This is a genomic window from Aquitalea sp. ASV15, assembly GCF_016429115.1.
Taxonomy (GTDB): domain Bacteria; phylum Pseudomonadota; class Gammaproteobacteria; order Burkholderiales; family Chromobacteriaceae; genus Aquitalea; species Aquitalea magnusonii.
This window is the reverse complement of record NZ_JAELTZ010000014.1, coordinates 17,578-39,384: the sequence shown is the minus strand read 5'-3', so window position 1 is coordinate 39,384 and position 21,807 is coordinate 17,578. Positions and strand designations below refer to the sequence as shown.

At 59.9% G+C, this 21,807-nt stretch carries 28 protein-coding genes and 1 pseudogene; 5 read left to right on the top strand and 24 right to left on the bottom strand.

Annotated features, from left to right (window positions below):
* Positions 1-31 precede the first annotated feature (31 nt).
* From JHD64_RS08310 to terL, 3 genes are read right to left on the bottom strand one after another with little or no spacing between them, the layout of a single operon-like run.
* Positions 32-1,306: a phage minor head protein gene (locus JHD64_RS08310; RefSeq protein WP_199052934.1), complete on the bottom strand. Its 1,275-nt coding sequence runs from the start codon at positions 1,304-1,306 to the stop codon at positions 32-34.
* Positions 1,293-2,876 carry a DUF935 domain-containing protein gene (locus JHD64_RS08305; RefSeq protein WP_199052933.1) on the bottom strand — a complete coding sequence of 528 codons (1,584 nt, stop codon included), beginning with the start codon at positions 2,874-2,876 and terminating at the stop codon, positions 1,293-1,295. The genes JHD64_RS08310 and JHD64_RS08305 overlap by 14 nt, the downstream gene beginning before the upstream one ends.
* Before the next feature lie 8 nt (positions 2,877-2,884).
* Positions 2,885-4,501, bottom strand: a complete 1,617-nt coding sequence (terL, locus tag JHD64_RS08300) for a phage terminase large subunit (protein WP_199052932.1) — start codon at positions 4,499-4,501, stop codon at positions 2,885-2,887.
* Positions 4,502-4,527: 26 nt separating this feature from the next.
* Between terL and JHD64_RS08295 the strand changes: the two genes are divergently transcribed.
* On the top strand, positions 4,528-5,040 hold the full coding sequence (locus JHD64_RS08295) for a hypothetical protein (RefSeq protein WP_199052931.1): 513 nt from the start codon (positions 4,528-4,530) through the stop codon (positions 5,038-5,040).
* Here JHD64_RS08295 and JHD64_RS08290 read toward each other — a convergent pair.
* Genes JHD64_RS08290 through JHD64_RS08270 form a run of 5 tightly spaced genes read right to left on the bottom strand, consistent with a single transcriptional unit; the run spans position 5,037 to position 6,975 of the window.
* On the bottom strand, positions 5,037-5,537 hold the full coding sequence (locus JHD64_RS08290) for a DUF1804 family protein (RefSeq protein WP_199052930.1): 501 nt from the start codon (positions 5,535-5,537) through the stop codon (positions 5,037-5,039). The two genes, JHD64_RS08295 and JHD64_RS08290, sit on opposite strands and share 4 nt — an antisense overlap.
* Positions 5,537-5,758, bottom strand: coding sequence for a hypothetical protein (locus tag JHD64_RS08285; protein WP_103523883.1), 222 nt, complete (start codon positions 5,756-5,758; stop codon positions 5,537-5,539). Before JHD64_RS08285 ends, JHD64_RS08290 begins: the two co-directional genes overlap by 1 nt.
* Positions 5,745-6,338 (bottom strand): hypothetical protein, encoded by a 594-nt coding sequence (locus tag JHD64_RS08280; protein ID WP_199052985.1) that lies wholly within the window; start codon positions 6,336-6,338, stop codon positions 5,745-5,747. The genes JHD64_RS08285 and JHD64_RS08280 overlap by 14 nt, the downstream gene beginning before the upstream one ends.
* Positions 6,335-6,568, bottom strand: coding sequence for a hypothetical protein (locus JHD64_RS08275; RefSeq protein ID WP_178974043.1), 234 nt, complete (start codon positions 6,566-6,568; stop codon positions 6,335-6,337). Before JHD64_RS08275 ends, JHD64_RS08280 begins: the two co-directional genes overlap by 4 nt.
* On the bottom strand, positions 6,568-6,975 hold the full coding sequence (locus tag JHD64_RS08270; protein WP_199052929.1) for a M15 family metallopeptidase: 408 nt from the start codon (positions 6,973-6,975) through the stop codon (positions 6,568-6,570). The genes JHD64_RS08275 and JHD64_RS08270 overlap by 1 nt, the downstream gene beginning before the upstream one ends.
* Positions 6,976-7,092: 117 nt before the next feature.
* Here JHD64_RS08270 and JHD64_RS08265 point away from each other — a divergent pair, with 117 nt between their 5' ends.
* Entirely contained in the window at positions 7,093-8,496 is a 1,404-nt protein-coding gene (locus tag JHD64_RS08265) for a hypothetical protein (RefSeq protein ID WP_199052928.1), read from the top strand.
* Positions 8,497-8,537: 41 nt separating this feature from the next.
* On the opposite strand, the gene JHD64_RS08260 is transcribed toward JHD64_RS08265, so the two are convergent.
* The 13 genes from JHD64_RS08260 to JHD64_RS08200 all read right to left on the bottom strand — a co-directional run bounded on the left by JHD64_RS08260 (position 8,538) and on the right by JHD64_RS08200 (position 16,291).
* Complete coding sequence (locus JHD64_RS08260) at positions 8,538-9,062, bottom strand: hypothetical protein (protein WP_199052927.1); 525 nt, start codon at positions 9,060-9,062, stop codon at positions 8,538-8,540.
* A gap of 27 nt (positions 9,063-9,089) precedes the next feature.
* The gene (locus JHD64_RS08255; RefSeq protein WP_199052926.1) at positions 9,090-9,542 is read right to left on the bottom strand and encodes a Mor transcription activator family protein; all 453 of its coding nucleotides are present in this window, start codon (positions 9,540-9,542) and stop codon (positions 9,090-9,092) included.
* Complete coding sequence (locus JHD64_RS08250; protein ID WP_199052925.1) at positions 9,539-9,958, bottom strand: gp16 family protein; 420 nt, start codon at positions 9,956-9,958, stop codon at positions 9,539-9,541. The genes JHD64_RS08255 and JHD64_RS08250 overlap by 4 nt, the downstream gene beginning before the upstream one ends.
* Positions 9,959-10,039: 81 nt before the next feature.
* A complete protein-coding gene (locus tag JHD64_RS08245) occupies positions 10,040-10,312 on the bottom strand; it encodes an HU family DNA-binding protein (protein ID WP_199052924.1) in 273 nt (90 codons plus the stop codon).
* A 23-nt stretch (positions 10,313-10,335) separates the two neighbouring features.
* Positions 10,336-10,944 (bottom strand): DUF3164 family protein, encoded by a 609-nt coding sequence (locus JHD64_RS08240; protein WP_199052923.1) that lies wholly within the window; start codon positions 10,942-10,944, stop codon positions 10,336-10,338.
* Complete coding sequence (locus JHD64_RS08235; RefSeq protein WP_199052922.1) at positions 10,941-11,321, bottom strand: helix-turn-helix transcriptional regulator; 381 nt, start codon at positions 11,319-11,321, stop codon at positions 10,941-10,943. The genes JHD64_RS08240 and JHD64_RS08235 overlap by 4 nt, the downstream gene beginning before the upstream one ends.
* Before the next feature lie 17 nt (positions 11,322-11,338).
* Entirely contained in the window at positions 11,339-11,656 is a 318-nt protein-coding gene (locus JHD64_RS08230) for a hypothetical protein (RefSeq protein ID WP_199052921.1), read from the bottom strand.
* Positions 11,634-11,987: a helix-turn-helix transcriptional regulator gene (locus JHD64_RS08225; RefSeq protein WP_199052920.1), complete on the bottom strand. Its 354-nt coding sequence runs from the start codon at positions 11,985-11,987 to the stop codon at positions 11,634-11,636. Before JHD64_RS08225 ends, JHD64_RS08230 begins: the two co-directional genes overlap by 23 nt.
* A complete protein-coding gene (locus JHD64_RS08220; RefSeq protein ID WP_199052919.1) occupies positions 11,974-12,615 on the bottom strand; it encodes a helix-turn-helix domain-containing protein in 642 nt (213 codons plus the stop codon). Before JHD64_RS08220 ends, JHD64_RS08225 begins: the two co-directional genes overlap by 14 nt.
* 10 nt (positions 12,616-12,625) lie before the next feature.
* Entirely contained in the window at positions 12,626-13,366 is a 741-nt protein-coding gene (locus JHD64_RS08215) for an AAA family ATPase (protein WP_199052918.1), read from the bottom strand.
* 8 nt (positions 13,367-13,374) lie between these two features.
* Entirely contained in the window at positions 13,375-15,441 is a 2,067-nt protein-coding gene (locus tag JHD64_RS08210) for a Mu transposase C-terminal domain-containing protein (protein WP_199052917.1), read from the bottom strand.
* Entirely contained in the window at positions 15,438-15,920 is a 483-nt protein-coding gene (locus JHD64_RS08205) for a hypothetical protein (RefSeq protein ID WP_199052916.1), read from the bottom strand. Before JHD64_RS08205 ends, JHD64_RS08210 begins: the two co-directional genes overlap by 4 nt.
* Positions 15,921-15,985: 65 nt before the next feature.
* Positions 15,986-16,291 (bottom strand): helix-turn-helix domain-containing protein, encoded by a 306-nt coding sequence (locus JHD64_RS08200; RefSeq protein WP_199052915.1) that lies wholly within the window; start codon positions 16,289-16,291, stop codon positions 15,986-15,988.
* Between the two features lie 211 nt (positions 16,292-16,502).
* On the opposite strand from JHD64_RS08200, the gene JHD64_RS08195 reads away from it, so the two are divergent.
* From JHD64_RS08195 to JHD64_RS08185, 3 genes are all read left to right on the top strand, one after another.
* On the top strand, positions 16,503-16,910 hold the full coding sequence (locus tag JHD64_RS08195) for a hypothetical protein (RefSeq protein WP_199052914.1): 408 nt from the start codon (positions 16,503-16,505) through the stop codon (positions 16,908-16,910).
* Positions 16,911-17,044: 134 nt separating this feature from the next.
* Entirely contained in the window at positions 17,045-17,296 is a 252-nt protein-coding gene (locus tag JHD64_RS08190; protein ID WP_199052913.1) for a hypothetical protein, read from the top strand.
* A gap of 23 nt (positions 17,297-17,319) precedes the next feature.
* Positions 17,320-19,065, top strand: a complete 1,746-nt coding sequence (locus JHD64_RS08185) for a site-specific integrase (protein ID WP_199052912.1) — start codon at positions 17,320-17,322, stop codon at positions 19,063-19,065.
* A 67-nt stretch (positions 19,066-19,132) separates the two neighbouring features.
* Here the strand turns inward: JHD64_RS08185 and JHD64_RS08180 are convergent, their stop codons facing one another.
* The 3 genes and pseudogenes from JHD64_RS08180 to JHD64_RS08170 form a co-directional block, all read right to left on the bottom strand.
* The gene (locus tag JHD64_RS08180; RefSeq protein ID WP_199052911.1) at positions 19,133-20,413 is read right to left on the bottom strand and encodes a HipA domain-containing protein; all 1,281 of its coding nucleotides are present in this window, start codon (positions 20,411-20,413) and stop codon (positions 19,133-19,135) included.
* A 243-nt stretch (positions 20,414-20,656) separates the two neighbouring features.
* Positions 20,657-20,869: pseudogene (locus JHD64_RS22470) on the bottom strand (helix-turn-helix domain-containing protein); the annotation flags it as partial.
* Between the two features lie 12 nt (positions 20,870-20,881).
* Positions 20,882-21,703 (bottom strand): AraC family transcriptional regulator ligand-binding domain-containing protein, encoded by an 822-nt coding sequence (locus JHD64_RS08170; RefSeq protein ID WP_199052910.1) that lies wholly within the window; start codon positions 21,701-21,703, stop codon positions 20,882-20,884.
* Between the last annotated feature and the right edge of the window lie 104 nt (positions 21,704-21,807).

The window sequence follows — 21,807 nt, the reverse complement described above, 5'->3', positions numbered from 1 at the left end:
CGCGTGAGGGGACAGGGAGTCCCTCCCGGGCTTACTTCTCCCACAGTATCTTGCCGCTACGCCTGAGCCGGGCCACTTCCCGGTCGTTCATCGGGTAAAACGTCTGTAGCCAATTCTCTTTGCCATCCCGTGTGACCTTCACGACAGCGCTCCACCAGCGGTCTTTTTCCCTGACAAACTGCAAGTGATAATCGCGGCCACCAATAATCAGCTCGGGCTGCTCCAGCACCTGTTGCACCCGCCAGTAGTCTTCCAGTGCCACCGCCTGTCCCTGACGATGGGCCAGCTGTTTGATCAGCGTGTCATCCGACAACCATACCGTCTGACTTTGTGTGCCCAGCCTGGACATGTCGGCTGGCTGCAGTACACCTACCGGCCAGCGTTGGCCGCTGCCCAGCGCCTGGCGTAGGACCGTGCTGTCCTGCCCATCTTTTAATGATTGGCTGACTGCTTGTTCCAGCCGGGTATAGCTGCGGGCGAAGTCCGGCCCGCTGATGCTGCCTTGCACGTAGTGGCGGGCGATGTCGGCCGGGTAATTGTCCAGCTCCGGTTGCCAGGCGGCGCGGCCGGGGTTCCAGCCAAAACCGGCATCGGCCATGAAGCGCTGGCCGGTGCGCGGGTTGGTCCAGGCTGGGGCTGGGCGGGTGTTGCCCTGGCGGTCGATGGGCTGGTCTACGGTGTCGAGCTGGCCGCTGCTGTCATCGGCCTGCAGGCCCAGGCGGCTCAGGTCGGCGCTGCTGCGGGTGCGTACCCGGCAGCGGCAGCGCCAGCCATTGGGTGGGTAGAAGCTGCGCCAGAACGGGTCGTCATAGCGGAATACACGGCCATGCAGCTGGCGGTGCATGGGGCGGGTGCGGTTGTCCATTACCGCCACGTATTCCCACCACGGCCGCGCCTCGGCATTGTCCAGCTGCGCCTGGTAGCGCCCGGCCATATAGGCCGACTGCAGATTGGTGCGGAAGATTGTGTCGAGCCGACGCGGGTTCAGCCGCTTGCCGATGATTTCGCCGCTGTCCTGGTCGACGATGCGGCCCTTGCCCCACCAGCCCTTGGCTTCCAGCAAGGGTTGCAGGCGGTGCTGGAAGTCAGCCAGGGTCTCACCCTTGCTTAACGCTTCGCCCAGTGCCTGCTTGATGTCGGCCAGGATGTCGAGCTTGGTGACGCCGGCAACGGTAAAGGCGCGGGCGTGGGCTTCGCCCCACACCTCCTGCCAGTTAAAGCCGATGGTGTAGCCCTTGGCCTCGAAGTAGCGGATGGCCTGCTCTGGCGGCAGGCCGATGGCAAAGCTTAAGTCAGCGTTCGCCATGCAGGCGGCCCCACACATCGGCCACAAAGATGGCCTGGGCCAGCAGCTGCTGCAGCTGGCTGTCGTCCAGCTCCGGCCAGGCGGTGGCCAGGCTGGCCAGCACGCTGTCCGGGTGCTCGCCGGACTGGATGCGGGAAATCAGCGGGGCGAGCAGCTGCTGCACGGCGCTGTCCAGCTGCGGCAGCGCGATGTCGTCGATGGCCTGCTGGTCCGGGTAGACCAGTTCGCCCTCACTATTGCGCAGCACTGCACGGTAATGCAGCGCCGCCTTGTCGGGTTTGGCCGCTGGCCGCAGTGCCGGTGGCAGGGCCAACTCTGGCCGCGGGGTGCTGAGCACTTCTTCATCTTCCACCGGGGCCGGGATGGCCAGTTTGTCACGCACCCAGCTAACCGGCACTTTCAGGCCCAGTCCCACCAGCTTGGGCAGGCTGTCGGCATAGCTGGCCATGTCTTCCACCGCGCGGGTGTCGAATACCAGGCGTGGCAGGCGGCGCGGGTCGATCTGGCCGCTGTTGAGCACGGCCAGCGGGTAGAGCAGATCGCGGGTGAGGGTGCCTTCCAGCTGGCGGGCATCGCTGACGGTGAGGTCGTGGCGCACTTCGTTGTGGATCTGCCCCAGCGCGTTGGTGCTGGTCTTGCCGTCGGCCTGGCTGGTGAGGGTGCCGCCCAGAATGGCTTTGCTCTGGGTGCGTTCGCACCAGTCCATCATTGCCTGGAAGGGCTCATGACTGCCCTTGGCCGCTTCCTGAAACTCGATCAGCATGCCTTCCGGGATGATGCCGGCCGCGTTGTGGCCAATGCCCGCCACCGCCTGCAGCAGGGTGGCTTTTTCGGCATCGGTGGCGCCGCTGGGGTATTTGCCCAGCCGCAGCGGCAGGCCGTAGATTTCCAGAAACTCGGCCAGATCGCGCACCGCGTAGTTCTTGAACAGATAAGGCCAGCACAGGATGCGATGCAGTCCGGCGCGGGTGAGATAGCCAGACTTGGCGCGGTGCTGGTGCAGTACCCAGCCGAAGGGCCACAGTTCCGCGCCTTCCATGGTGCCATCGCGCAGGCGCAGCGCATTGCCATCGCTCGGCAGGGTCTGGAACCAGCGCTGTGGCCGATGGCTCAGCCGTTCCGGTAGCCATTCCCGGCCCAGCTGCTGCCACTGAATTTCCAGCGCGGCAAAGCCGTGGCCGATGCCGTCCAGACAGTCCAGCAGCACATCGTCCAGCTCTGGCATGTTTTCCAGCCACTCCTGCAGGCGGCCGGCCAGCGTCTTCTCGGCGGCACTGGCCTGTGGCGGCGCTTCGACAGACCAATCCAGCGTCAGCAGCACGCGCTTGCGCTTGCTCATCTCGGCAAAGATGTGGCCGTCCTTTTCTTCCATGTCGGTAAACAGGTCGGCCTGGGCGCTGAGCACGCCCTGTTCGGCTTCTTCCAGCACGCGGTGCAGCCGTGCCGGGGTGAGGCCACGGGAAGGGTGCTCGGCAAACTCCCGCGTCACCCAGCCGATGCGGGCGGTTTGTTCCTCGGCCAGCACTGCGCGCTGGATGGGCTGGCCGTATTGGTCTAGCAGACGGGACATGGCAACTCCTACCAGGCACCGCCGCCAAAGGCAGCGGCCTGTTCGCGGTGAACCGGGGTATAGGCAATGGCTCCGCAACCTCCAATCGCGGCAGCCCACAGCATCTGCAGCGCGTCCGGGCCGTCGTCGTGGTCGGCCTTGGGAAAGTGGCGCAGCTGGTCGATCAGCGTGTGCTGCGAGGGATGCAGGCGGATCAGGCCATTGGCCATGTGCGGCTGCAGGGTTTCGATGCGCAGCAGCTTGTCGGCAATCGGCGTGACGCCACGCGCCGGCACCGGGATGCCACGGGCGGCAGCGCGCTTTACCAGCTCGGTGCGCATGAATTCCTGGAACTGCACCGACTCCACCAGCCACAGCAGGCAGTGGTATTGCTGCTGCAAGGCGATGACGTCTTCAATGATGCGGTCCGGCAGGCGCTTGCGGATGCTGGCTTCCACCACATCCAGCACGCCGCTGTGGCGGTTGTAGCCACCTACCAGAATGGCCGATGGGTCGCGGCTGGCACCGGCCCGGCCCAGCGAGGGGTCGCAGGCCCCGTAAAACATCCACTCGGCCAGGCGGTTGACCCAGAAGTGGATGCACTGGGCAAACGGGGCATCGTCGCCGGACAGCGGGTCGTTCTGCTGCTCGCTGTCGAATGCCGCCTTGCCATCGCGGGCGCGCTTCACCATCAACTGGTAAAAGCTGGTGCCGCCCGGCCAGCAGATTTGCACCCCGGCGTCCATGTCCGGCTGGTGGGCCTGGTAGTAGGCAAGGGCGGCGTCCACGCCCTGCGACAACAGCAGCTCGGTCCAGTGGTCCCACAGGTCCATGCGCTCCGGCCACTGCTCCACGGCGCGGAACTTGGCCCCGTGCCATAGCGGGTTGGCCAGCAGCCGTGCCAGTACCGAGTCATAATGCAGGATGGTGCCGATGATGAACACGTCCAGGCTGTCGTCGGCATCGCCCAGTGACAGCAGGCTCTTGTTGAGCCAGGCATGCAGCTTGTCACGCTGTTCCGGGCTGCGCACATTGTCGTCGTTTTCCAGATCGTCGCCGATCACCAGATCCGGCCGCCACGGCCCGTGCCGCCGACCACGGATACGCTTGCCGGAGCCGAACACTTCTATCTTGGCGTCATTGCGGGTGAGGATGGTGCCCACCTGCCACACCCGGCCCTGGCCGCAGGCTTCGGGAAAGTCGCGCAGCAGGCGCGGGTTGAACTCCAGCTCGGCCTTGATGGCTTCCAGCATCGGCAATGCCTGGTCCAGCGCGTCCATCACCAGAATGGGGTAGTGCTTGCGGCCGGTGATGACGCACCACAACGTGCCGATCTGGGTAATCAGCGTGGACTTGGCATGGCCACGCGGCGCAGCCACCGCGTCGTGGTCGCCAGCCTGGTTGTCGATGATCTGCTGGAAGCGGGTGAACAGATAGTCGTGCAGCCGCGCTGGCTCACGCCGGGTGTAGTGGGGAAAGTAGGTGAGGGCAAAAAAGCGGAAGCTGGCCATGGCCTGCAGCCGGCGCGCCTGACTGGCGGCCGGGTCCGGGTCGAAGCCTTCGCATTCGGCCTCCAGTTGGCTGCGGTAGGCGGCGGCCAGCTGGGCGAGGTCCTGCAGGAAGGATTTTTTGGTAAGCTTGCTCATGTCATTTTTTCACTTGGAGGTTGATCATGAAACTGAATCGAGCCCTGCAGAAACATATTCTGGAAAAATTAAGGGAAAAATATACAGATCCAGAAGGGGTTGTATTGTGTGATCAGGATTACTCCGGGTTCGATAATATTACTGAAGATTTATTTGCAAATACTGCTTATTTAGGTGAGCACGGCCTGCTTGTTTATGTAGATGGTGATCCGGCAGATAGTGGAGCGTGGTTTGTCGCTGATCTACCAGTCAGAATTACTGCAAAGGGGCTTGATTTTTTGGAGCAGGATGGCGGCCTTTCTGCAATTTTGAATACTGTTACTGTAAAGCTTCATGCAGATACGATTCGTGATCTTATTGAAGCGAAAATAATGAGCTCTAATCTTAGTAAAAGTGAAAAGAAGCAATTTATGGATCAACTAAAAGAAATGCCTGGGGAGGCACTTAAAGCATTAACCAGTAAACTTGTTGAGAAAGGAATTGATGCATTCCCCGATGTCCATACAATCATGAGTCTTGTAGATAGTTTCATTTCTTAGCCATACGCCCTCGCCAGCTCCTCCCCAAACGGCTCCAGCACCTCGACAAAGGCCTGGGCGTGTTTGGGGTAACGCTCCCGGATAAACCCGGCCAGCTTCTGCACTACCTCCATCGCCGTGGCCAGCTGGCTGGTTTCCGGCAGCACGCGCTTGCTGGCGGCCACCGTTTTATTAAATGAATCCGCCAGGCTGGCCAGAATCTGCACCTTCTTTTCCGGGGGAATGTCCGGGTTGGCGTTCAGCGCGTCCATGGTGGCCTGGTACTGGGTCATGAAACCGGCCAGCGCGGCGCGGGCCACGGCTTCGATGCCATCACCGGCCAGCAGGTGGGCGGCGCGCAGCTTGTCCCAGTCGTCGCCCTTGTCCAGTGCCTCGCGCTTCCAGCGGCTGGCAGTGGACTGGGAAACACCGCATTGCAGGGCGGCAATTTCCAGGCTGATGCGCTCCATCACAACCAGGCGGCGCAGCTTGTCGCGGGTGTCCTGCCCGTGTGCCACTACAGGATTCCACGCTTGATCATTTCCGCCGCAATGGCGGTGCCTATGGCAGCAATGGCCCCGCTGATGGCCCCGTTCTTGGAGGCGCGGATTTCCACGTCACGCAGGCGGCCGTCCATCTTGTCGATACGGTCGTTGTGGATGTTCTGCCGTGCCAGCATCAGGTCCATCTTGCCCTCCATGCGCCCCAGCGCACGTTGCAGTTCTTCATGGTCCGGCATGGGCTTCTCCTTGGGTGGGCGGAAACAGCGCCAGCCAGCCATCCAGTTGCTGTTCCAGCTGCTGGCACCACTGGCCGTAATCCACCGCGTGGGTCAGCAGGGCTAAGGGGGGTAATCCGCCTGCGGGGGCGGCGGTTTGATCGGCTTGAACCGCAGCTCTGGCGTCGGCTGCGGGCAGATATTCATCGGCACTGGCGTAACCGAGTGCGGCGCGGTAGAGGCGCAAGCTGTCAGGGCCAAGGCCAGTAAAACGCTCGCCATCCTGCTGTACGACATGGGCAATCCTCCTGCTGAGTTGTGCCTGGCTGCGGGCCAGCTCGGCACGGGCTTGCAACAGCGCCACGCCCACCTGATAGGCCTGTTCCTCCAATTGCTGTTTGTCACGCAGCGCGCTGGCCAGCGCTTCGGCCTGGGCTTCTGCCTGCTGGCGCTGTTGCTCGGCATGGGCGGCTTGCTGCAGGGCGATATCGGCCAGATAGCCACGCTCTGCCCAGCGGTAGCCGGCGGTGAACAGTCCGGCAGCCAGGGTAGTAGCACCCAGCAGCCACACCCAGCGACGGTTGGCAAAGGGCAGCGTCATGGCCGCTCCTCCTGCTGCAAGGCATCACGGGCGATGGCCGCCCGCTTTGACGCCTGGTTCTGCGCCACCCAGGCCGCCAGATAACCGACATACAGCCATTCATCCAGCTTGCCCTGCACAGTAATCCACAGCAGTACCAGCGAGCTGACTACGAATGCCCCCACCAGCGTGCTGTCACTGGTAGACAGCCGCCCGCTGGCTGGATTGCGAATCAGGTCCAGCCAGCCCATTACTGCCACCCCTTGGCCAATTCAAAATGCGGAAACTCGCGGAACTTGGCTTTGGGGTTGCCATACCAGTTCAGCCCCAGCGCCTCGCCAATCCTGCCCATCACCTGCCAGTGCGGGTGACGGGCATCCCATTGCGGTTTGCCGCCCACCATAGGTACGGCATCAAAAGCGCGCGACGCGGCCTTGCCCTGGATTGTGTGGTTGTGGGCGGACTGCCCGGCGCGGGCATTGGTGACTTTTGGCCCAGGCTTGCTACGGCCCTGGGCGTACAGGGCATCCTGCTCGGCCCCGGAACGCCAGGTGCAGTAAATCAACACGTCTACCCCGGCATCGGCGCACTGGCGCACAAAAGCCTGCGCCAGGGGCTGCAGGTCGGGGTGAAGGTCGGAAAGAAGGCGGCTGGCCATGTTTGGATCATTCACGCAAGGTTGTAATGAGCCAATGATCTCAGCCACTTTAGTAGTGACCCCTGTGATTGCCTTCAGTTAGGAGTAGTATATGCAAATTGAATTTAAGGGGGTTGTATGAAGACAAACCATGATCAGTTATATCGAGATTTTGCAAAGCGTGTGCGGAATAGACTGCGTAAATATAAATATGAAAGTGTTTTGCATGGACTTGCTTGGTGGCTCAGTGAGAAAGTGAAGTCTCACGATGATTTAAAATATACCCCATGGGTTGTTGAGCGTATGGCACTGTGGGTATTGGTCGATGATCCATGCTTCTATGGTAATAAATTGCTAGATCAGAATGGTCTAGTGGATGCGATAAATTTCTGCCGAAATGAGCATGACAAGCTTCCCGTGAAGGAGATTGGCGGGAGTTTACATTTATTCCTTCGGCAGTTGTTTCTATCTCAGCTTCCCTATCAGGTGACATCCGATTTTTATGCGTTTACAAGACAATTTGAAATACTGGATGGTTTGCAAAAAAGTAGTTATCTCATACGTGAAATTGAATCATATTTTTCAATTGATTATGAGAGACTAAAAGAAATGCTTTGTGTTTCTTGGGTTTTGTTATGTACTCCTGAGGCTGGAGTTGGTGCTTTTCAACAGAAGATGGTTCCGTTGTTTGGTATTGATTTGGTAAGTAAATTTTCAAAGAAAATTTTTTTTGAAGCAAAAGATGTAAAAGCACTATCGCCAGCTCGTGATAAGGTTACAACAGATGAATGGTGGCAGCCGACATGTTTGTATAAATTTCCAATCGTAAAGCGTGGTGATGTGCTTTATTTGTTCGGAATTGTTAATGTGCGAAGATATTTAGAGTATTTTTTATTCGATTTTGCATATTCAAAAGCTTCTGCAAGGGCAAAATCTTTGCTTGATAAAGGTTTTAATCAATACATTGGTAATATTTTTAATGTAAGTTTTTCAAAGGTTCTGGATGAGACTGGTTTGAAGAGTGAGTATGGTGTGTGTGGTAAGGTATGTGATTTTGCTATCATTGAAAATGGGTTTGTTCTACTTGTTGAGGTGAAGAATAAACACTTGACCGATGAGATGCCTGCATTGGCTGAAGTTAATGCTTTGAATAGTAAATTAAAGGGGACTGTTCTGAAAGGGGTTGAGCAGCTTGAAAATGTTGAAAAAACGATAATTAATAGTGATAAAGACTTGGATGTTGTTGGGGTGATTTTAACTAGTGGAGATATGGTTTTGGGTTCGGATTATTTGGCAGAAAATGAAAGGTTTGTTATTTCTGCGACTGATATGGAAAGGATGTGTGAGATTATTCGGGCTGGTAGAGATACACTCAAGGGGATGTTTGATAAGATCAGGGTGAAACATGCAAATCCTGAAACGAAGCAGTTTGTATTTGGCCAATATCTGAATATTGCTGAGTATTCTGGTGTTGAAGATGATTATACCCTTGCTAGGGTGAATAAAATAATGGATAAACTTGCAAGTAAGTTCTCATCTTGATGGGAGTTAAAAAATAAAGGGGCAGCGCCCCTCTTGATCTTTTAAAATGGTAGTTTGTTGCCACCCATATTAATGATGGAAGTTTGCAATGCAATCAGACTGCGGGTAATGACAGGTGACGGCTCGTCCAGTTGGATGCTGTTGCCGACATAGGCCGCCAGAAATTGCTGTAAGCCGTTTTGTTTCAGCATCCATTGCCGTTGGTCGACTGCGCCGTACACGCTGGCCGCCTGCATGATGTCCAGTACATTGCTGGCTTTGTTTTTCTCCTTGAGCATTCTGTCGGCATTGCCCAGCATGGTGGCGATGTCCTCGGGTTTGGTGCCGTATTGTGCGTGCAAGGTATCCAGTAGCTGTTGGGCACGTTGGATATTACTGTCATTGGCGGCGATGTCGCGGTTTGCCGCCAGCTTGGCCAGCCGGTATGCCAGGCTGTCCTGATGGATTTCGTAGTGGCTGAGCCGCGTTTTTAACTGGGCGTTTTCCGCTTCCAGTGTCTTGAGCTTGTCGTCATTGCAGCCGGTGAACAGTGTCAGGGCCAGCAGGGGTAGCCAGATGGGGTGCATGGGGTCTCCTTGGGTAAACCTCTCAGCCTAGAACAACAGCCCTTGCTGCTCTCCCGCCGTCCGGTCAGTTGCCGTCTTCAACACACTCCACACCTGCCTCTCCGTAATCTGGTACTGCCGCGCCAGCTGGTGCACGGCGTGGCTGGCGGGGTGGTGGCGGGTGAGGGTGTCGAAGCTGTCGCGGATCTGCTGGTTGCGCATGGCGCGCAGGGCGGCGGCGCAGCGCGGGATGGCCAATACCTCGCCGCCAAAGTGACGGGTGAGGATGTTGGCGGCGTCCACGCCCACCACCTCGGCCAGGGCTTCGTAGCGGATTTGTCCCTGGCGGCGCTGGTTTTTGCTGATGGGAAAAGTGGTGCCGCCCCAGGCTTCGATCAGCTTGAGCGCCCTGGGCAGGCCGATCAGGCTGGCGATGAGTTGCGCCATTTCCGGTAGCAGGTGCTGTAGCTGTTCCAGCTGCTTGGCGTGTTCCGCTTTCATTCGGTTTTCCTCCCGGCGCGGCGTGCGTCTATCATCAGCGCGGCGACCAGTTTGTGCAGCTGCTGCGCATCCAGCCAATCCACCTTGTCTATCTGAAACATCCGTCTGGCCATGGCGTCGGCGTAGGGCCAGGGGCGGCGGGCTTCGGCCAGCAGCGCCTCAATCTTGCCTATCAGTGCCATACGGCCTGCCGTGGGGCGGGGGCGCTTGCCATGGCGCAGACCGGGCCTGGTGACAAAGCCCAGGCGCTGCATTTCTGCCAGCACCTGTACTAGCTGTGGCTGGTCCAGCTGGGTACTGCTGCTGCAGCCGGGGACGATGCGCGCCAGCAGGCTGCAGTAGTCGGCATCGGCCATGGCCAGTTGCTGGCGGGCGATGTGCAGTTTGGCGATCAGGGCCTGGCGTGGGTCTTTCATCGGCTTCCCCTTTGTTTCTTCTGCTGGCGTTAAAACCCGTTACGGAGCCGACTGGTTTAACGGTCGGCTCGATACCGGGCTTTAGTTGAGGCTGTCCTTCAAAGCCTTGCCCGGCAGGAACACCACCTTGCGTTTGGCGGGGATGGCCAGGCTTTCGCCGGTTTTGGGGTTGCGGCCAGTGCGGGCGGCGCTGGTGCGTACCTTGAAGCGGCCGATACTGGCGAAGGCGACTTCATTGCCTTGCTGCGCTTGCTCGCGGATGGTCTGTTCCAGCGCGTCGACCAGGCGCAGGGCGTCCACCTTGGCGAGGCCGGCCTTGTCGGCCAGGGTGGTGATGAGTTGTTGCTTGTTCATGGGGTGCTCCTTGGTGGTGGGGGTTAAACGGCTGCGATGTCGAGCGGCAGCGCCTGGTACTGGTCACTGTCGCCGATGCGTTCATAAATGCGGATGTAGCTTTTGGAGCACTGCACCCGCACCGAGTCGGACAGCGCTTGCATGGCGCGCTGCCATTTCTCGTCCTGGATGTCGAGGCGGCGCAGGCCGAGGATGCGGCCGGTTGAAATGTTGCCGGCCTTGTCGACATTGAAGGCGTCGCCGACGATGGCGCGGATTTCGCTGCGGGCGTCTTCTGTCCACTCATGCAGGCATTCGTCGATCAGGCTTTTGGCGGCTTGCAGCCCTTCGTCGAAAGCCAGCGTGTCCTGGATGGCGCGCAGCAGCTTGTAGCGGCCATCAAAGCTGAGCAGCGTGACATTGCCTTTGGACCCGCCCAGCTTGGCGCCATAGCGTTCGCCGGACAGTTCGACAAAGGCGTTGATGTCCCCGAATACGGCGGTTTTGAACTCGGCCAGGCTGCGGTTGAGCAGACGGGCGCGGCTGACGATGTCGTTGACCAATTCGTCCCGTGCCAGGTCGATCGGCTTGATGTGTTCCAGCGGCACCAGCCGGCCACGGGCGTCCTGTTTGTAGCCTTGTGGGGTGCTCATGGCCGGGCCTCCGTGTTGTTGCCCAGTACCTGGGTGATCTGGCCGCTGAGGGTGAGCAGTTCGCTGGCCCCGTTGCCCAGGGCAGCCATCACCAGCCGGCAGCGCTGGGCGGTGGCTTCCAGCATGGCGCTGTCGATATCGCCAGCCAGCAGGCTGCGCACCAGGGCAGCATTGGCCGGGGTGATCTTGCTGGTGTCGATGCCCAGTTGATGATGCAGGCGCACCAGTTCGGCCACCGGGGCCGGGACGCTGCGTTCGTTCTCGTAGCGGCTGCCGCCGGACTGGGTGACGAAAACCCGGCTCCAGAACTGTTGCTGGTTCAGCCCGGTGTGGCGGCGCAGGCTGCGGTAGTCTTGCGTGACGGGGGTGTCGTGCATGGTGGTCTCCTGACGGGTTAGTGGCCGAACTCGGTCCAGACAATGCGGCAGCCTTCCAGCTGGAACTGCCCCTGGCGGTAGTGGCCGAAATAGGTGTCGTGGCCAAAGCTGTAGTAGACGGCGTCGCCGCTGGCGATCAGCCGTTGGCAGCGCGGGCTGGTGCGGATGCGGATGGTGGGGCGCTCGGTGTGCTGCAGGCTGGCGCTGACCACGGACAGGCCGCGGTCGGTGAGCTGGCGCACTGCCTGGGCAATGCGCAGCGCGGCCAGCAGCATGCTGGCGTTGTCCTGCACATGCGGCGGCACGGTGCGGTCAGGCAGGATGGTTGGCGTCATGGCGTTCTCCTTCTCCTTGTGGGCGTTGCGGGCAGTGCTGGCAGGCGCGCCAGTGGGCGAGCTTGCCGGGGTGATGGGTGGGGGCCTGGGCCAGGGCGATGGCGCGGCAGTCTTGCTGCGGGATGGACTGTTGCAGCCAGGGGCAGTGGCAGCTGTCCAGCAGCGCCAGCGCCTTGCGCGCCACATGGCGGGTGTCGCCGGGGTATTTGCCGGCCAGCACCAGGCTGAGGGTGGTGCGGCTGTAGCCCAGGCGCTTGGCCAGCTGGCCGATGCTGCTGGCTGTGGCGGCACGGCGTAGCAGGCCCAGCCAGTGCGGGTCAGTCGTCGTCATGGCGGATGTCCTCTTGCCAGACCACCCTGGCCAGGTTGGGGTCGTACACGCATTTGCTGCGCTGGATCATGGGCGGGCGCGGGCCGGTGTATTTGCCGGGCAGCAGGCGGTAGCGGTTGAGGGTTTTGCCCTTGCCCACGCCCAGCGGGCGCGAGGCTTCCAGCAGTTGCAAATAACCGGCGCGGTACAGGGTGCGCAGATAGATGTTGGCGCTGTCGTCGGCAATGTGGATGCCGGCACTGGCGGCATGCTGGATCAGCTCGCGGCTGTTGAACTGGCCGAGGATGCGCATGGTGCGCCACAGGGTTTCGTTGCCGTTGCCCTGGCTGACTGGCTGGCCGTTTTTGTTCAGGCGCGGGGCTTCCACGCCGTTGTCACGCATCAGCCGGTAGCGTTTGCCGGTGCCATTGCGGCTGGCCGGGCTATGGGCGTGCAGGTAGCCGCCTTTTTCCAGTGCGCGCAGATAGCTGATGGTGGTGGCGTTGTCCACGCCGCTGGCGCTGGCCAGTTCGGCAACGCTGAGGTCTTGTTGCCGGGCGCGGATGGCTTCCCAGATGCGCTGGCGTTTGCTTTTGCCACCGCGCTGTTCCAGCTGGGCGGGCAGGCGGTTCGGGAGCGGGGTTTTCATGGCGGGCTCCTTACGCGGCGCTGCCATGACGGCGCGGGGCTTCGCCGGTGTATAGCGGGCGCTGGCCCCAGGCGGCCAGGTCCACACTGTCCAGGCCTTCCACCAGGGCGGTGTCGTAGACATTGACCAGATTCACCGACACGCGGCGCACGCTGCCGTGGCTGAGGGCCACCAGGTGTTGCAGCAGGTCGTCGGCCAGCGGGATGTCCGGGCAGTAGATGGCGGCCAGCTGGCGGCTGTCGGCCAGGCTGACGGCGGCGGCAGGCAGCCAGGACAGCACGCGGCCATGGAAGCGCTCGAAGCGCTTGAGCTTGTGCGGCAGTTGTTCTTCGCCCACCAGCAGCAGGCTGGACTGGCTGCCTTCGTAGATATCGCGCACCAGTTCGATCATGCCGTGCTTGTCGGCGCAGTAATCAAACTCGTCCAGGATGAGCGGGCGGCGGCTGGCGGCCAGTTGTTCGCAGATCTGGTCGAGCAGCGCGGGGATGGTGCCGCCGGGCTTGATGCCCATTTCAAACAGGATTTTTTCCAGCAGGGTCTTGCGGCTCCAGGCGCTGCGCAGTTGCACGTAATAGGCGCGGCTACGGTTGGCCACCGCCACGGTGGCGGTGGTTTTGCCCCAGCCGGAGGGGCCGTAGTAGACGGCCAGACCGGGCAGGCTGTCCTGGCGGTTGACCAGTTTTTCCATCACCACCGCGACCAGGTCGAGGTTGGCAATGGGGGCGATGCGGTGGCTGTGCGGGTGGGTCATGGCGGTCCTCAGGCGGTTTTCTGGTGCAATACCTTGTATTCGTGGCTCTTGGCGTAGCTGGCCAGCCAGCGTTGTTGCTGTGGGCTGAGCGGCGCGGCGCTGGCAGTCAGCTGGCGGTGCAGTTGCAGGCGTTGTTGCGGCTCGGCGGGCACGGCAAAACCGTCTGCTCTGGCTGTCGGCGTGCTGGCCGGGCTGCTGTGCAGGCGTTCGAAAGCCCCGGCGATATCGGCCCCGCGCAGGCCGGGCAGCACTTCGTCAGCTTGCAGGGTGAGGGCGGGCTGGCCTTGCCGTTCGGCGTGCACTTCCGCCAGCTGCTGTTGCAGGCGGCGTTCGCGGCCCTGGGCACGCTTGTCGCGGGCTTGTTGCAGCAGGCTGCGCGGCAGGTAGTCGCGCTGGTTGCCGTTCAGCTCGGCGCTGCACAGGTAGCGGCCGGCGGCGTCGTACACCCACACGCGGCCGGGGTCGTGGATGTCGTAGCCGACAGGCAGCTGCTCGCCGTGGTGTTCTTCCAGGGCACGGGCAAAGTAGCGCTTGCCCAGCAGTTCGATTTCGCAGCGGCGCACGGTGCGCAGCAGTTGCGGGCGGAACAGCGGGCGGGCTTCGTCGTCACTGATGCTGTGCGGCATAAAGCCCTGGGCGACATGTGCAGCCCATTGTTCGTCCGGGCTCATGTGGCGACGGCGGCCTGTGGCCGGGTCGGCAATGCGTGGCAGGCTGCGGTGCGGGCGGGCGTTATAGTCAGCCACTTGCTGATTGCAAAACTGCACAAAATCGGTCCAGCCCAGCAGTGGCATGGCGGCGGCGCTGCCGTGTTTGCCGGACTGGCGGATGGCGTGGCGGGTGATCTTGAAGCTGCTTTGCCGGGCCTGTTTGTCCATGTCCCGGCCGACATAGCCTGGCAGGGTTTTGGCTGCATTGACCCAGATGCTGTGGTGCAGCCGTTCTATCACCCCGCGGGCCTGGGAGTTGTAGGGCAGGCTGTTGATCATCTCGATGCCCAGCCGTGCCATGAAGCCGGTGGCGGTGTCCAGCATCATCTGGTTTTTGTAGCCGCTACCGTTGTCGACATAAAACACCGCCGGAATGCCGTGCTTAAGGCAGGCATCGCGCAGCGCGTCCAGCACCACCAGCGCACTTTCCGCCAGCCCCACCGACCAGCCCACCGCCTTGCGGGTGGCGATATCCACCAGGGTGGTGATTTCCGGGCGGAAAGGGCGGCCATGCAGCGGGTGCTGCACTTCGGCGTCGAAGGTGTGGCCGTCGGCGCTATAGATGTCGCCCGGCAATAAGTCGGCAAAGCTGCGGCGGATGAAGGGCTTGAGGGTTTTGAGTTCGCGCTCGCCCATGCGGCCGCTGTGGCGGCTGATTTCACCCACCTTGCTGACAAAGCGCCGTACCTGCCACACGCTGGGCAGGTCAGCTTGGCCCTGTTCGGCCTGCCATTGCGCAGCAAACTGGCGGTAAGCGTGTTCCAGCGTGGGTTTTTCCGGGCGCTGGTAATGGCGCATGAAGCTGGCAGCCCACGGTGGCACCGTCAGCTGCGGCTGGCGCTGCGCCGGAGCCAAGCGCCCTTGCTGCTGGTATTCGGCCAGCCGCAGCAGGCTGCGCACGCTGGGTAGCCCATCCGGGCTGGGCCGGCCCCGCTCGTCACGCGCCAGTTTCAGCATGGACTGCAGCTGCTCGCTGGCCGTACCAAGCCTGGCCATGTCCAGCAGCAGGGCGGCGGCTTTTTTCAGCGGGTAGCCGGTGCGCTGCATCAGCGATTGCAAGACCTGCAGCACGCCAAGACGGGCATCGGCGCAGAGGGATTGGGTGGTGGTTTCTGCTGCGGCAGGCAGGGGTGCCGGTGGAGGAGCGGGCTCGCTGTTGATCAGGCTGCTGGCCTGCGTTTGGCGCATGGCGTCCATCACATAGGCTGGTGGGGTATAGAGCCTGCGTTTCCCGCCACGGCCACGGCTTTCCTGATAGGACCAGTGCTCCTTGTCGGCACGGGCGAGCAGGGCGACCTTGCTGCTGGGCAGTACCGGCAGTTTGAGGGCCAGCAGCTCGGTGGCGCTGTACTGGCGGGGCGTCATGTTTCGCTCCCGAACAGGGCCAGTTCCGGTTCGCTGCTCTTGCTGATGTTTTCGCGCTGGAAGGCCAGCCGGGACAGGATGCCGGTGAGGGCGTCCACCGTTTCGTCCAGCGATTCGCCATGCTGGTAAAAGCGCACCAGCAGGGACATGGCATCGGCAAAGCTGGCGTGCAGATCGGCAAGGTCGGTGTGGTCGGCCTTTTTGCCGCTGGCTATGCGGATGACCACCTTGTCACCATGGGCCAGGCACAGGTAGTCGCTGATGTAGCTTGCTCCGGTGAAGGCTTCAAACTGACGCAGGCGGTTAAGCGGCATGGAGGATTCGGCCAGCCAGCGGTAGTAGGTCTTGAGTTCCACGCCCATCAGGTCGGCCATGACTTTGGCCGGACGGCGCAGCTTGTCGGCAGCGTGGTCGGCACACAATTCGATGGCTTCATCCAGATTGCTGGCGTAGCGATATTTCCAGTTGGGTTTTCTCACCGTGAGTTTCCTCTGTGCGGGAATCGTGGTGGTGGCGCGCTGGCGGATGCGTGCTTACCATTCATTCAGGACAGGGCGCTGGCGGGTTCGGCCAGTACCATGGCAGAAACAAGGGGAGGCAAAACCGGTTTAGAATGGCGTTTTGCGTAGCGGCTGGGCCAGATCACTTCTGGTGGCTGGCCGATGGTGGCGGCGATGATGCGTTCTGCCTTGGGCCAGGGCCGGTCCAGGGCATTGTTGAGCGCACCAGCGCTCAGGCCGATTTCCCTGGATAGCTTGCGCAGGGACCAGCCCTGTTTGTGCAGGGCCGCTACGATGTCCGCACGGTGCCAGTCCGGTGCGGTTTTTTTGACGACAGCAGATGTGTTCATGCCTTAATCCTTTGCGGTGATCAGGTGTGAACACGTTAAGTGTTAAGAAATTAACGGTCAATGTGTTAAGTATTTAACACTTACCGTTTCTGTACTTTATGACTGCTGCGTCTGAATTCATCTAAACCGCTGCCTTTGTTGGCTAATTTTGCGCGAACCTGGTGTGGTAACTGTCAGGCCGTGCTTAACGGTTAAGTGGGGTAAGTGTTAGGTGCGGGATTTGTTATCAGCCAGTGAAATTGCCGATTTGCGGATTCCCGGTTTGCCGACGAGCAAACCGGCCATCATTGCGCGCGCCGATCGGGAGCAGTGGTATAGCGAGACGGTGACTGGGCGGGGAGGGGAGCGCCGCGTGTATCGGCTGCCAGAGCAATATCAGGTGGAGCCATTGGTGGCAGCCGCCAGGCAGTTGTCAGCAACGCAAGGTGCGGCACCGGCTGTCGTGGATGTTGCCAAGTTGCAGATGGTGGAATCGGTGCTGGAGCATATTCTCCAGGTGCGTGGTTTGAAACTGCGCCCGGACCAGCGTGGCCAGGTGGTGGCCTTTTTGTATGACTACATTGCCAGGGGCGGAAGTCGGGAAACCATGACTCAGGCACTGGATGCGCTGGTGGCCTGACTCTACTTTTCGACAGTTTCCAGAAGGACAGGTGAGCACTAGTCTAACGGCCTGTCCATCTGCAAGGTTCAGCCCATCATGCCGGAGATACGGATGTCGAGCGCCTCAGGCGGCTACTGAACGATGCGCTCGACTTGTCCAAACCCTCTGGTCCGCGCTACCTCCATCCGGCACCCGTACTGTACCAGGCTGCCAACGATGAATGCTATCCAGCCATTCATACAGAACCACAAACCATTCAGTCTGGTGTCAAAAGCACTGCAAGATCAATCAATCTGCAGCTGTTTTTACGCATTTTCCTGCACGACAAGTTGGATGGCCCAGCCATGCTGATCGCCGCGTGGTTATTGGCTTTCGTCGCTTCATCGCCGATCAAATACCGGTGACAAAATAACTACCCCCCCACACAATGTTACCCACAGGCCTGCAACGCCACCCCCAATCCGGCACCTACTATCTTCGTCGTCGTATCCCTACTGACGTTCTTGTTTGCTATCCCGGCAAAAAAGAAATCACGTTTTCGCTACGCACCAAAGACTACCGCACGGCTGTCGAGCGCCATCGCGCGGAAGAAGCCCGTCTGACCTCCGAGTGGGAGGAAAAACGACAGCGGCAGGCGGAGCGTTACGCGCGTACGCAACTCGCCGCCATCACCCACATCGACGCACTCACTCCCGAAGCCATCGACGCCATCTGCCTGCATGCAGAGTCGGCTAGCTTGGCTGGCGATGAAGCAAGGCGCGAAAGCGGTCACTACACGCTGGATGAAGTCGAGGAATACCAAGCTGGCTATACCGAGGCCAACCGCATTCTCAAAGGCGCGGTAGCCATTGGTGACTACGAGCTTTTGCGTGGCCCGCTGGAACAATTCCTGCGGCTGTATCGCTACCAGCTCAAAGCCACCGAACCGGAAATGCGCCGACTGGCACTGGCCTATGGCCGCATGGCTATCCGCACCAACGAGAAACTGCTCAGCCGCTATGACGGCAAGGAAGTGCCGACACCGGTGATGGCGCAGCGGCTGGAAACGCCGATGCTGTCGGAGGTCACCCAAAGCTATTTGGCCTACTACCAGAAGCTGGACAAGGTGGCGATGCTGCGCAAAGTCACTGCCGTGATGCCACTGCTGGTGGATATCATCGGCGACAAGCCCATCGGCCTGCTCAAGCAAACCGACCTGGAGGCCTACTTCGAAGCGGTGCAAACCCTGCCACCGCGCTGGAAAGACATCTGTCGCCAGGAAAAACTGCGCCCACTGGAACTGGCCAAGCAACAACGCGGCGAGATGAGCAAGGGGACCTTCGACGGCACCTACCTCGCCGTGATGACACCGTTCATCAAATACTGCCGCCGCAAGTGGCAGGACCACGGCTGGCCAATGACGCTGACCACCGAAGGCGTGCAATACCTCGGCTCACGCCGTGACCGTGAAGGTGGGCAGCGGGCATTTGAATCGGCAGAGCTGAAGCGCCTGTTCGAAGGGCCGGAAATGGCACGCTTCGCCAGACGTCCCGCCATGGCCCACAAATACTGGCTTCCCCATCTGGGCCTGTTCACTGGCGCACGGGTCAATGAGCTTTGCCAACTGAACCCGCAAGTTGATATCACGCAGGATGCGCAGACTGGCACCTGGTATATGGACATTACTGACGAATCCGAAGGGGATGCACGCATCGACAAATCGGTCAAAACCGGCGGCTCCAAGCGCAAGCTGCCCATCCATCCCAAGTTGATTGAGCTGGGCTTCCTCGACTATGTGGCGGCAGCCAAGAAACGGGGCGACACCTTGCTGTTCCAGGCCTTCCCGACCGCAGCCGGCCGTGCCTCGCCCAAGGCGATGAAATGGTTCACTGAATTCCTGCAGGAAATCGGGCTGCGCGACGAAACCCCAAATGCCCGCATTGTCGGCATGCACGCCTTCCGCTCCACCTTCCTGCATCGAGCGATGGTGCTGGGCGTGGTCAGCGCCGAAACCATCACCGGCCATGCCAGCAATATCACCAGCATCGAAACCATTCAGAACGGACAGGTGAATCAGGAAGCCTCAGCGGTGGTGAAGAAATACCGAGGCGAACTGCCGGTCGACAAGAAGCTGGAAATCCTGTCGCGCATCACCTTCCCGGAGGTGGCGTTCATTCGGGCGGACAAGCCGTAAGCGACGTGTTCAGACAGAGCAAGAAGGTGCCCATACTGAATTCTGATGTGATGCAGGTACTCAGTGCTTACAGCGAGTCCAGCGCCGCCAATGCCGTGGCGAAACGGGCACGACAAGCATCGGTACGCTCGTCCAGCTTCAACGCAGCGAACTGCTGCTGCACCTCGGCTAGTGTTGAGTGCAAGTCACGCATGGAGACGCGCAGGGTATGGCATGCCACCTCGCCCAGCAGCGTGGGCAGGAATGCCTCAAACAGCAGCGGCCATTGTTGATGCTGACCCACGGGAAAACTGCGCCAGCTAGTCAGGCGGGTAGGTGGGTCTCGTGTCAGGAACATCGGGGAGAAGTCGAACAGGGGACTGAGCCGTAATCGGCTGCCATGCTTCAAAAAGGCGGTATTGCGTCCGTGGTTGTCTTCCGCCTTCAGGCAATAGGACAACACGTCACGGCGTAAATACTCAGCTACTTGCCGCAGGAATTCGTCCGGCACGGCATGGAGCTGCCAGTTTGTCAGCACGTCTTCATGAAACAGCTTCAGCCCATGAAGCTGAGCATCCTGCAGGGTGTACATGCTCATCAGGTGATGACGTTGCCACTGGCCCTGCACCAAAGCGCAATCGAAACGCGGGATGAACAACAGGCTGCCCAGCATGAAAGGCTGGCCGTGCACGTCCAGCCCGGCAGCCTTGGCCAGTTGCAGCCAGACAAACTCATGCTCCAGCAAAACCTGCTCTTCACGATTGCGTGGAAATTTGACCAGAAAGCGCTCAACGCTATCGTCTTCGGCCAGACAGGCATCCGGATAAAACCGGCCATCCCTGGCACGGCTCATCCATAGCTTGGGCGCTTGCCCCAGCATGCAGGAGACGGCATGCAAGACACCATGTTCTTGCAACAAGGATTCAAAGCTGGTGCTGACCTCAGTCAGTTCAACCTCAGACCAACCACCAAAGCCTTGTGGCATCGTACCAGCCAAATACCGATGTGCCTCACGGATGCGCATGCAGCCAGGCGGCTGACTGGCCCCATGCATCAGCACACTGGTGTCGTACTGCGCACCATCGCGGGCACTGCCATTCAGCAAAGCGAGAAGGGTATCCCTGCCATAGCCGCTCGGCAGCAAATCCAGGAAAAAAGCAGGCAACCCATCGCAACGATAGTGGTTGAAGGAAAGAGGGTGCTGAAAATCCAGACTGGCTTCGTCGCCGCAATCGAGATGCTCAAGAACATAGTCGGGCAGATACTCCAGCGTGCAGCCCGACGCCAGGCCCTTGGCGGGCTGGTCGATGTGCAGCGTCGCCGCAAGCCACCACACACCGCCAATGTACTTCTCGATTTCCAACTGCATGGTCTGCACTCCTTTGCGAAGGAGTGTACCAAGGACTATGCCTGCATGAGTGCTGGTGTCAAATGTATATGGCATTAAGTAGGCTAAATCTGCCGGTCAGCCACAAGATGGCTAACGGCAGATTTGTGCCTAAATACGGACATACCCACAGCACGACTCCGACTGCCAGCCTTATACACATATTGCATCAATGGCGAGTAAGAGCGGAGTCTTCGGGGAAATTGCTGGTCAGCATGCGCTGGGTTAGCTAAGTGCACCTTGCTGCACAAGCTTGAAGGACTGCCCCATTTCTGCTCGCACGTTCTGCGGAGTTTTTCCGGTCCAGGAATGGAATGCACGAGCAAAGGAGTTGGAATCCTCAAAACCCAGCAAGAACGAAATTTCAGCACTCGACATTTCGGTGTTGCGCAGATAGTGACGCGCAAGAGATTCACGGAGGGAATCCAGTGTCTGCTGGAATGAGGTTCCCTAATCGTGGAGTTTCCGCTGCAGTGTACGGACACTTACCGCCAGTTTTCGACTGACTACCTGTATCGAGACCTCACCCGCAGGTAGGGACTCCAGCAATGTACTGCGTACTCTTTCGACCATGCTGGCCGTTCTCTCCAGATCCGCCAGTCGCTGTCGCAAAGAAGGTTCAAAAAATAACCACAGTTTGTGATTTTCCGTAAGGAAAGGCCGCTCGATATCTTCGGTAGAGAATACCAAAGTGGCTAAGTGCGCCTCCATAACGGGCACTCCAAAAAAAGCCTCGTAGGCGAGTGCATCGTCCATTGTTGCTTCTTTCGCAAATGGCAAACTCACACGCAATGGCCGCACCGGGCTACGGGTCGCCAAGCGAGCAAGCTGAACGAAAAAAACCAGCTTGAACGCAAGGAACACGTCCGGTGGAGGCAGGGTGTGGTCAAGGAAGTCGATGGTGACAGTGGTATGTGCAACCGTACGGTCCATTCTGATGATCATCGGGGCAATTAGCCTGACGTATTTTGAAATCCGTTCAAGCGCACTAGCCATATTCGAACTACATAGCGCAGCAAAAAGCTCGGGATCAAACCAGTCAGACGACATCACCTTTGCAATCTGCAGTGCGGCCGGTAGTGCGGGATTGATGGACGCAGCCTCTGCTTCGATAGCCACCCACAGCTGGAAGAAACTGGACGGATCGAGACGAACGTTTGTGCGTGTAAAAAGATCACCCGGGAGTTGCGCACGCCTTAGTACCGGGGAGGTGGCCAGCCCTGCGTCCTGCATCAGTAGGCGCCAGCCAGGCCAGATGGCATAGTCCAGCATGGGTTTGTATCTACCACGCGGCTCGGGTGTTTTTGAGGCATTCATGGGCTGAGTTTAGGTCGCGAATCACGCCATCACAATAGCAAATTGTGCCAAATTTATTT

Bases quoted from the DNA above. Each gene is read 5' to 3' on its own strand.
- JHD64_RS08225 (WP_199052920.1), bottom strand. From the start codon at position 11,987: ATGACGACGACTGACCCGCACTGGCTGGGCCTGCTACGCCGTGCCGCC.
- JHD64_RS08265 (WP_199052928.1), top strand. From the start codon at position 7,093: ATGAAGACAAACCATGATCAGTTATATCGAGATTTTGCAAAGCGTGTG.
- JHD64_RS08220 (WP_199052919.1), bottom strand. From the start codon at position 12,615: ATGAAAACCCCGCTCCCGAACCGCCTGCCCGCCCAGCTGGAACAGCGC.
- terL (WP_199052932.1), bottom strand. From the start codon at position 4,501: ATGAGCAAGCTTACCAAAAAATCCTTCCTGCAGGACCTCGCCCAGCTG.
- JHD64_RS08280 (WP_199052985.1), bottom strand. From the start codon at position 6,338: ATGACGCTGCCCTTTGCCAACCGTCGCTGGGTGTGGCTGCTGGGTGCT.
- JHD64_RS08240 (WP_199052923.1), bottom strand. From the start codon at position 10,944: ATGAGCACCCCACAAGGCTACAAACAGGACGCCCGTGGCCGGCTGGTG.
- JHD64_RS08250 (WP_199052925.1), bottom strand. From the start codon at position 9,958: ATGAAAGACCCACGCCAGGCCCTGATCGCCAAACTGCACATCGCCCGC.
- JHD64_RS08255 (WP_199052926.1), bottom strand. From the start codon at position 9,542: ATGAAAGCGGAACACGCCAAGCAGCTGGAACAGCTACAGCACCTGCTA.
- JHD64_RS08185 (WP_199052912.1), top strand. From the start codon at position 17,320: ATGTTACCCACAGGCCTGCAACGCCACCCCCAATCCGGCACCTACTAT.
- JHD64_RS08200 (WP_199052915.1), bottom strand. From the start codon at position 16,291: ATGAACACATCTGCTGTCGTCAAAAAAACCGCACCGGACTGGCACCGT.
- JHD64_RS08245 (WP_199052924.1), bottom strand. From the start codon at position 10,312: ATGAACAAGCAACAACTCATCACCACCCTGGCCGACAAGGCCGGCCTC.
- JHD64_RS08235 (WP_199052922.1), bottom strand. From the start codon at position 11,321: ATGCACGACACCCCCGTCACGCAAGACTACCGCAGCCTGCGCCGCCAC.
- JHD64_RS08230 (WP_199052921.1), bottom strand. From the start codon at position 11,656: ATGACGCCAACCATCCTGCCTGACCGCACCGTGCCGCCGCATGTGCAG.
- JHD64_RS08275 (WP_178974043.1), bottom strand. From the start codon at position 6,568: ATGGGCTGGCTGGACCTGATTCGCAATCCAGCCAGCGGGCGGCTGTCT.
- JHD64_RS08305 (WP_199052933.1), bottom strand. From the start codon at position 2,876: ATGTCCCGTCTGCTAGACCAATACGGCCAGCCCATCCAGCGCGCAGTG.
- JHD64_RS08285 (WP_103523883.1), bottom strand. From the start codon at position 5,758: ATGCCGGACCATGAAGAACTGCAACGTGCGCTGGGGCGCATGGAGGGC.
- JHD64_RS08310 (WP_199052934.1), bottom strand. From the start codon at position 1,306: ATGGCGAACGCTGACTTAAGCTTTGCCATCGGCCTGCCGCCAGAGCAG.
- JHD64_RS08215 (WP_199052918.1), bottom strand. From the start codon at position 13,366: ATGACCCACCCGCACAGCCACCGCATCGCCCCCATTGCCAACCTCGAC.
- JHD64_RS08210 (WP_199052917.1), bottom strand. From the start codon at position 15,441: ATGACGCCCCGCCAGTACAGCGCCACCGAGCTGCTGGCCCTCAAACTG.
- JHD64_RS08180 (WP_199052911.1), bottom strand. From the start codon at position 20,413: ATGCAGTTGGAAATCGAGAAGTACATTGGCGGTGTGTGGTGGCTTGCG.
- JHD64_RS08295 (WP_199052931.1), top strand. From the start codon at position 4,528: ATGAAACTGAATCGAGCCCTGCAGAAACATATTCTGGAAAAATTAAGG.
- JHD64_RS08270 (WP_199052929.1), bottom strand. From the start codon at position 6,975: ATGGCCAGCCGCCTTCTTTCCGACCTTCACCCCGACCTGCAGCCCCTG.
- JHD64_RS08260 (WP_199052927.1), bottom strand. From the start codon at position 9,062: ATGCACCCCATCTGGCTACCCCTGCTGGCCCTGACACTGTTCACCGGC.
- JHD64_RS08170 (WP_199052910.1), bottom strand. From the start codon at position 21,703: ATGCTGGACTATGCCATCTGGCCTGGCTGGCGCCTACTGATGCAGGAC.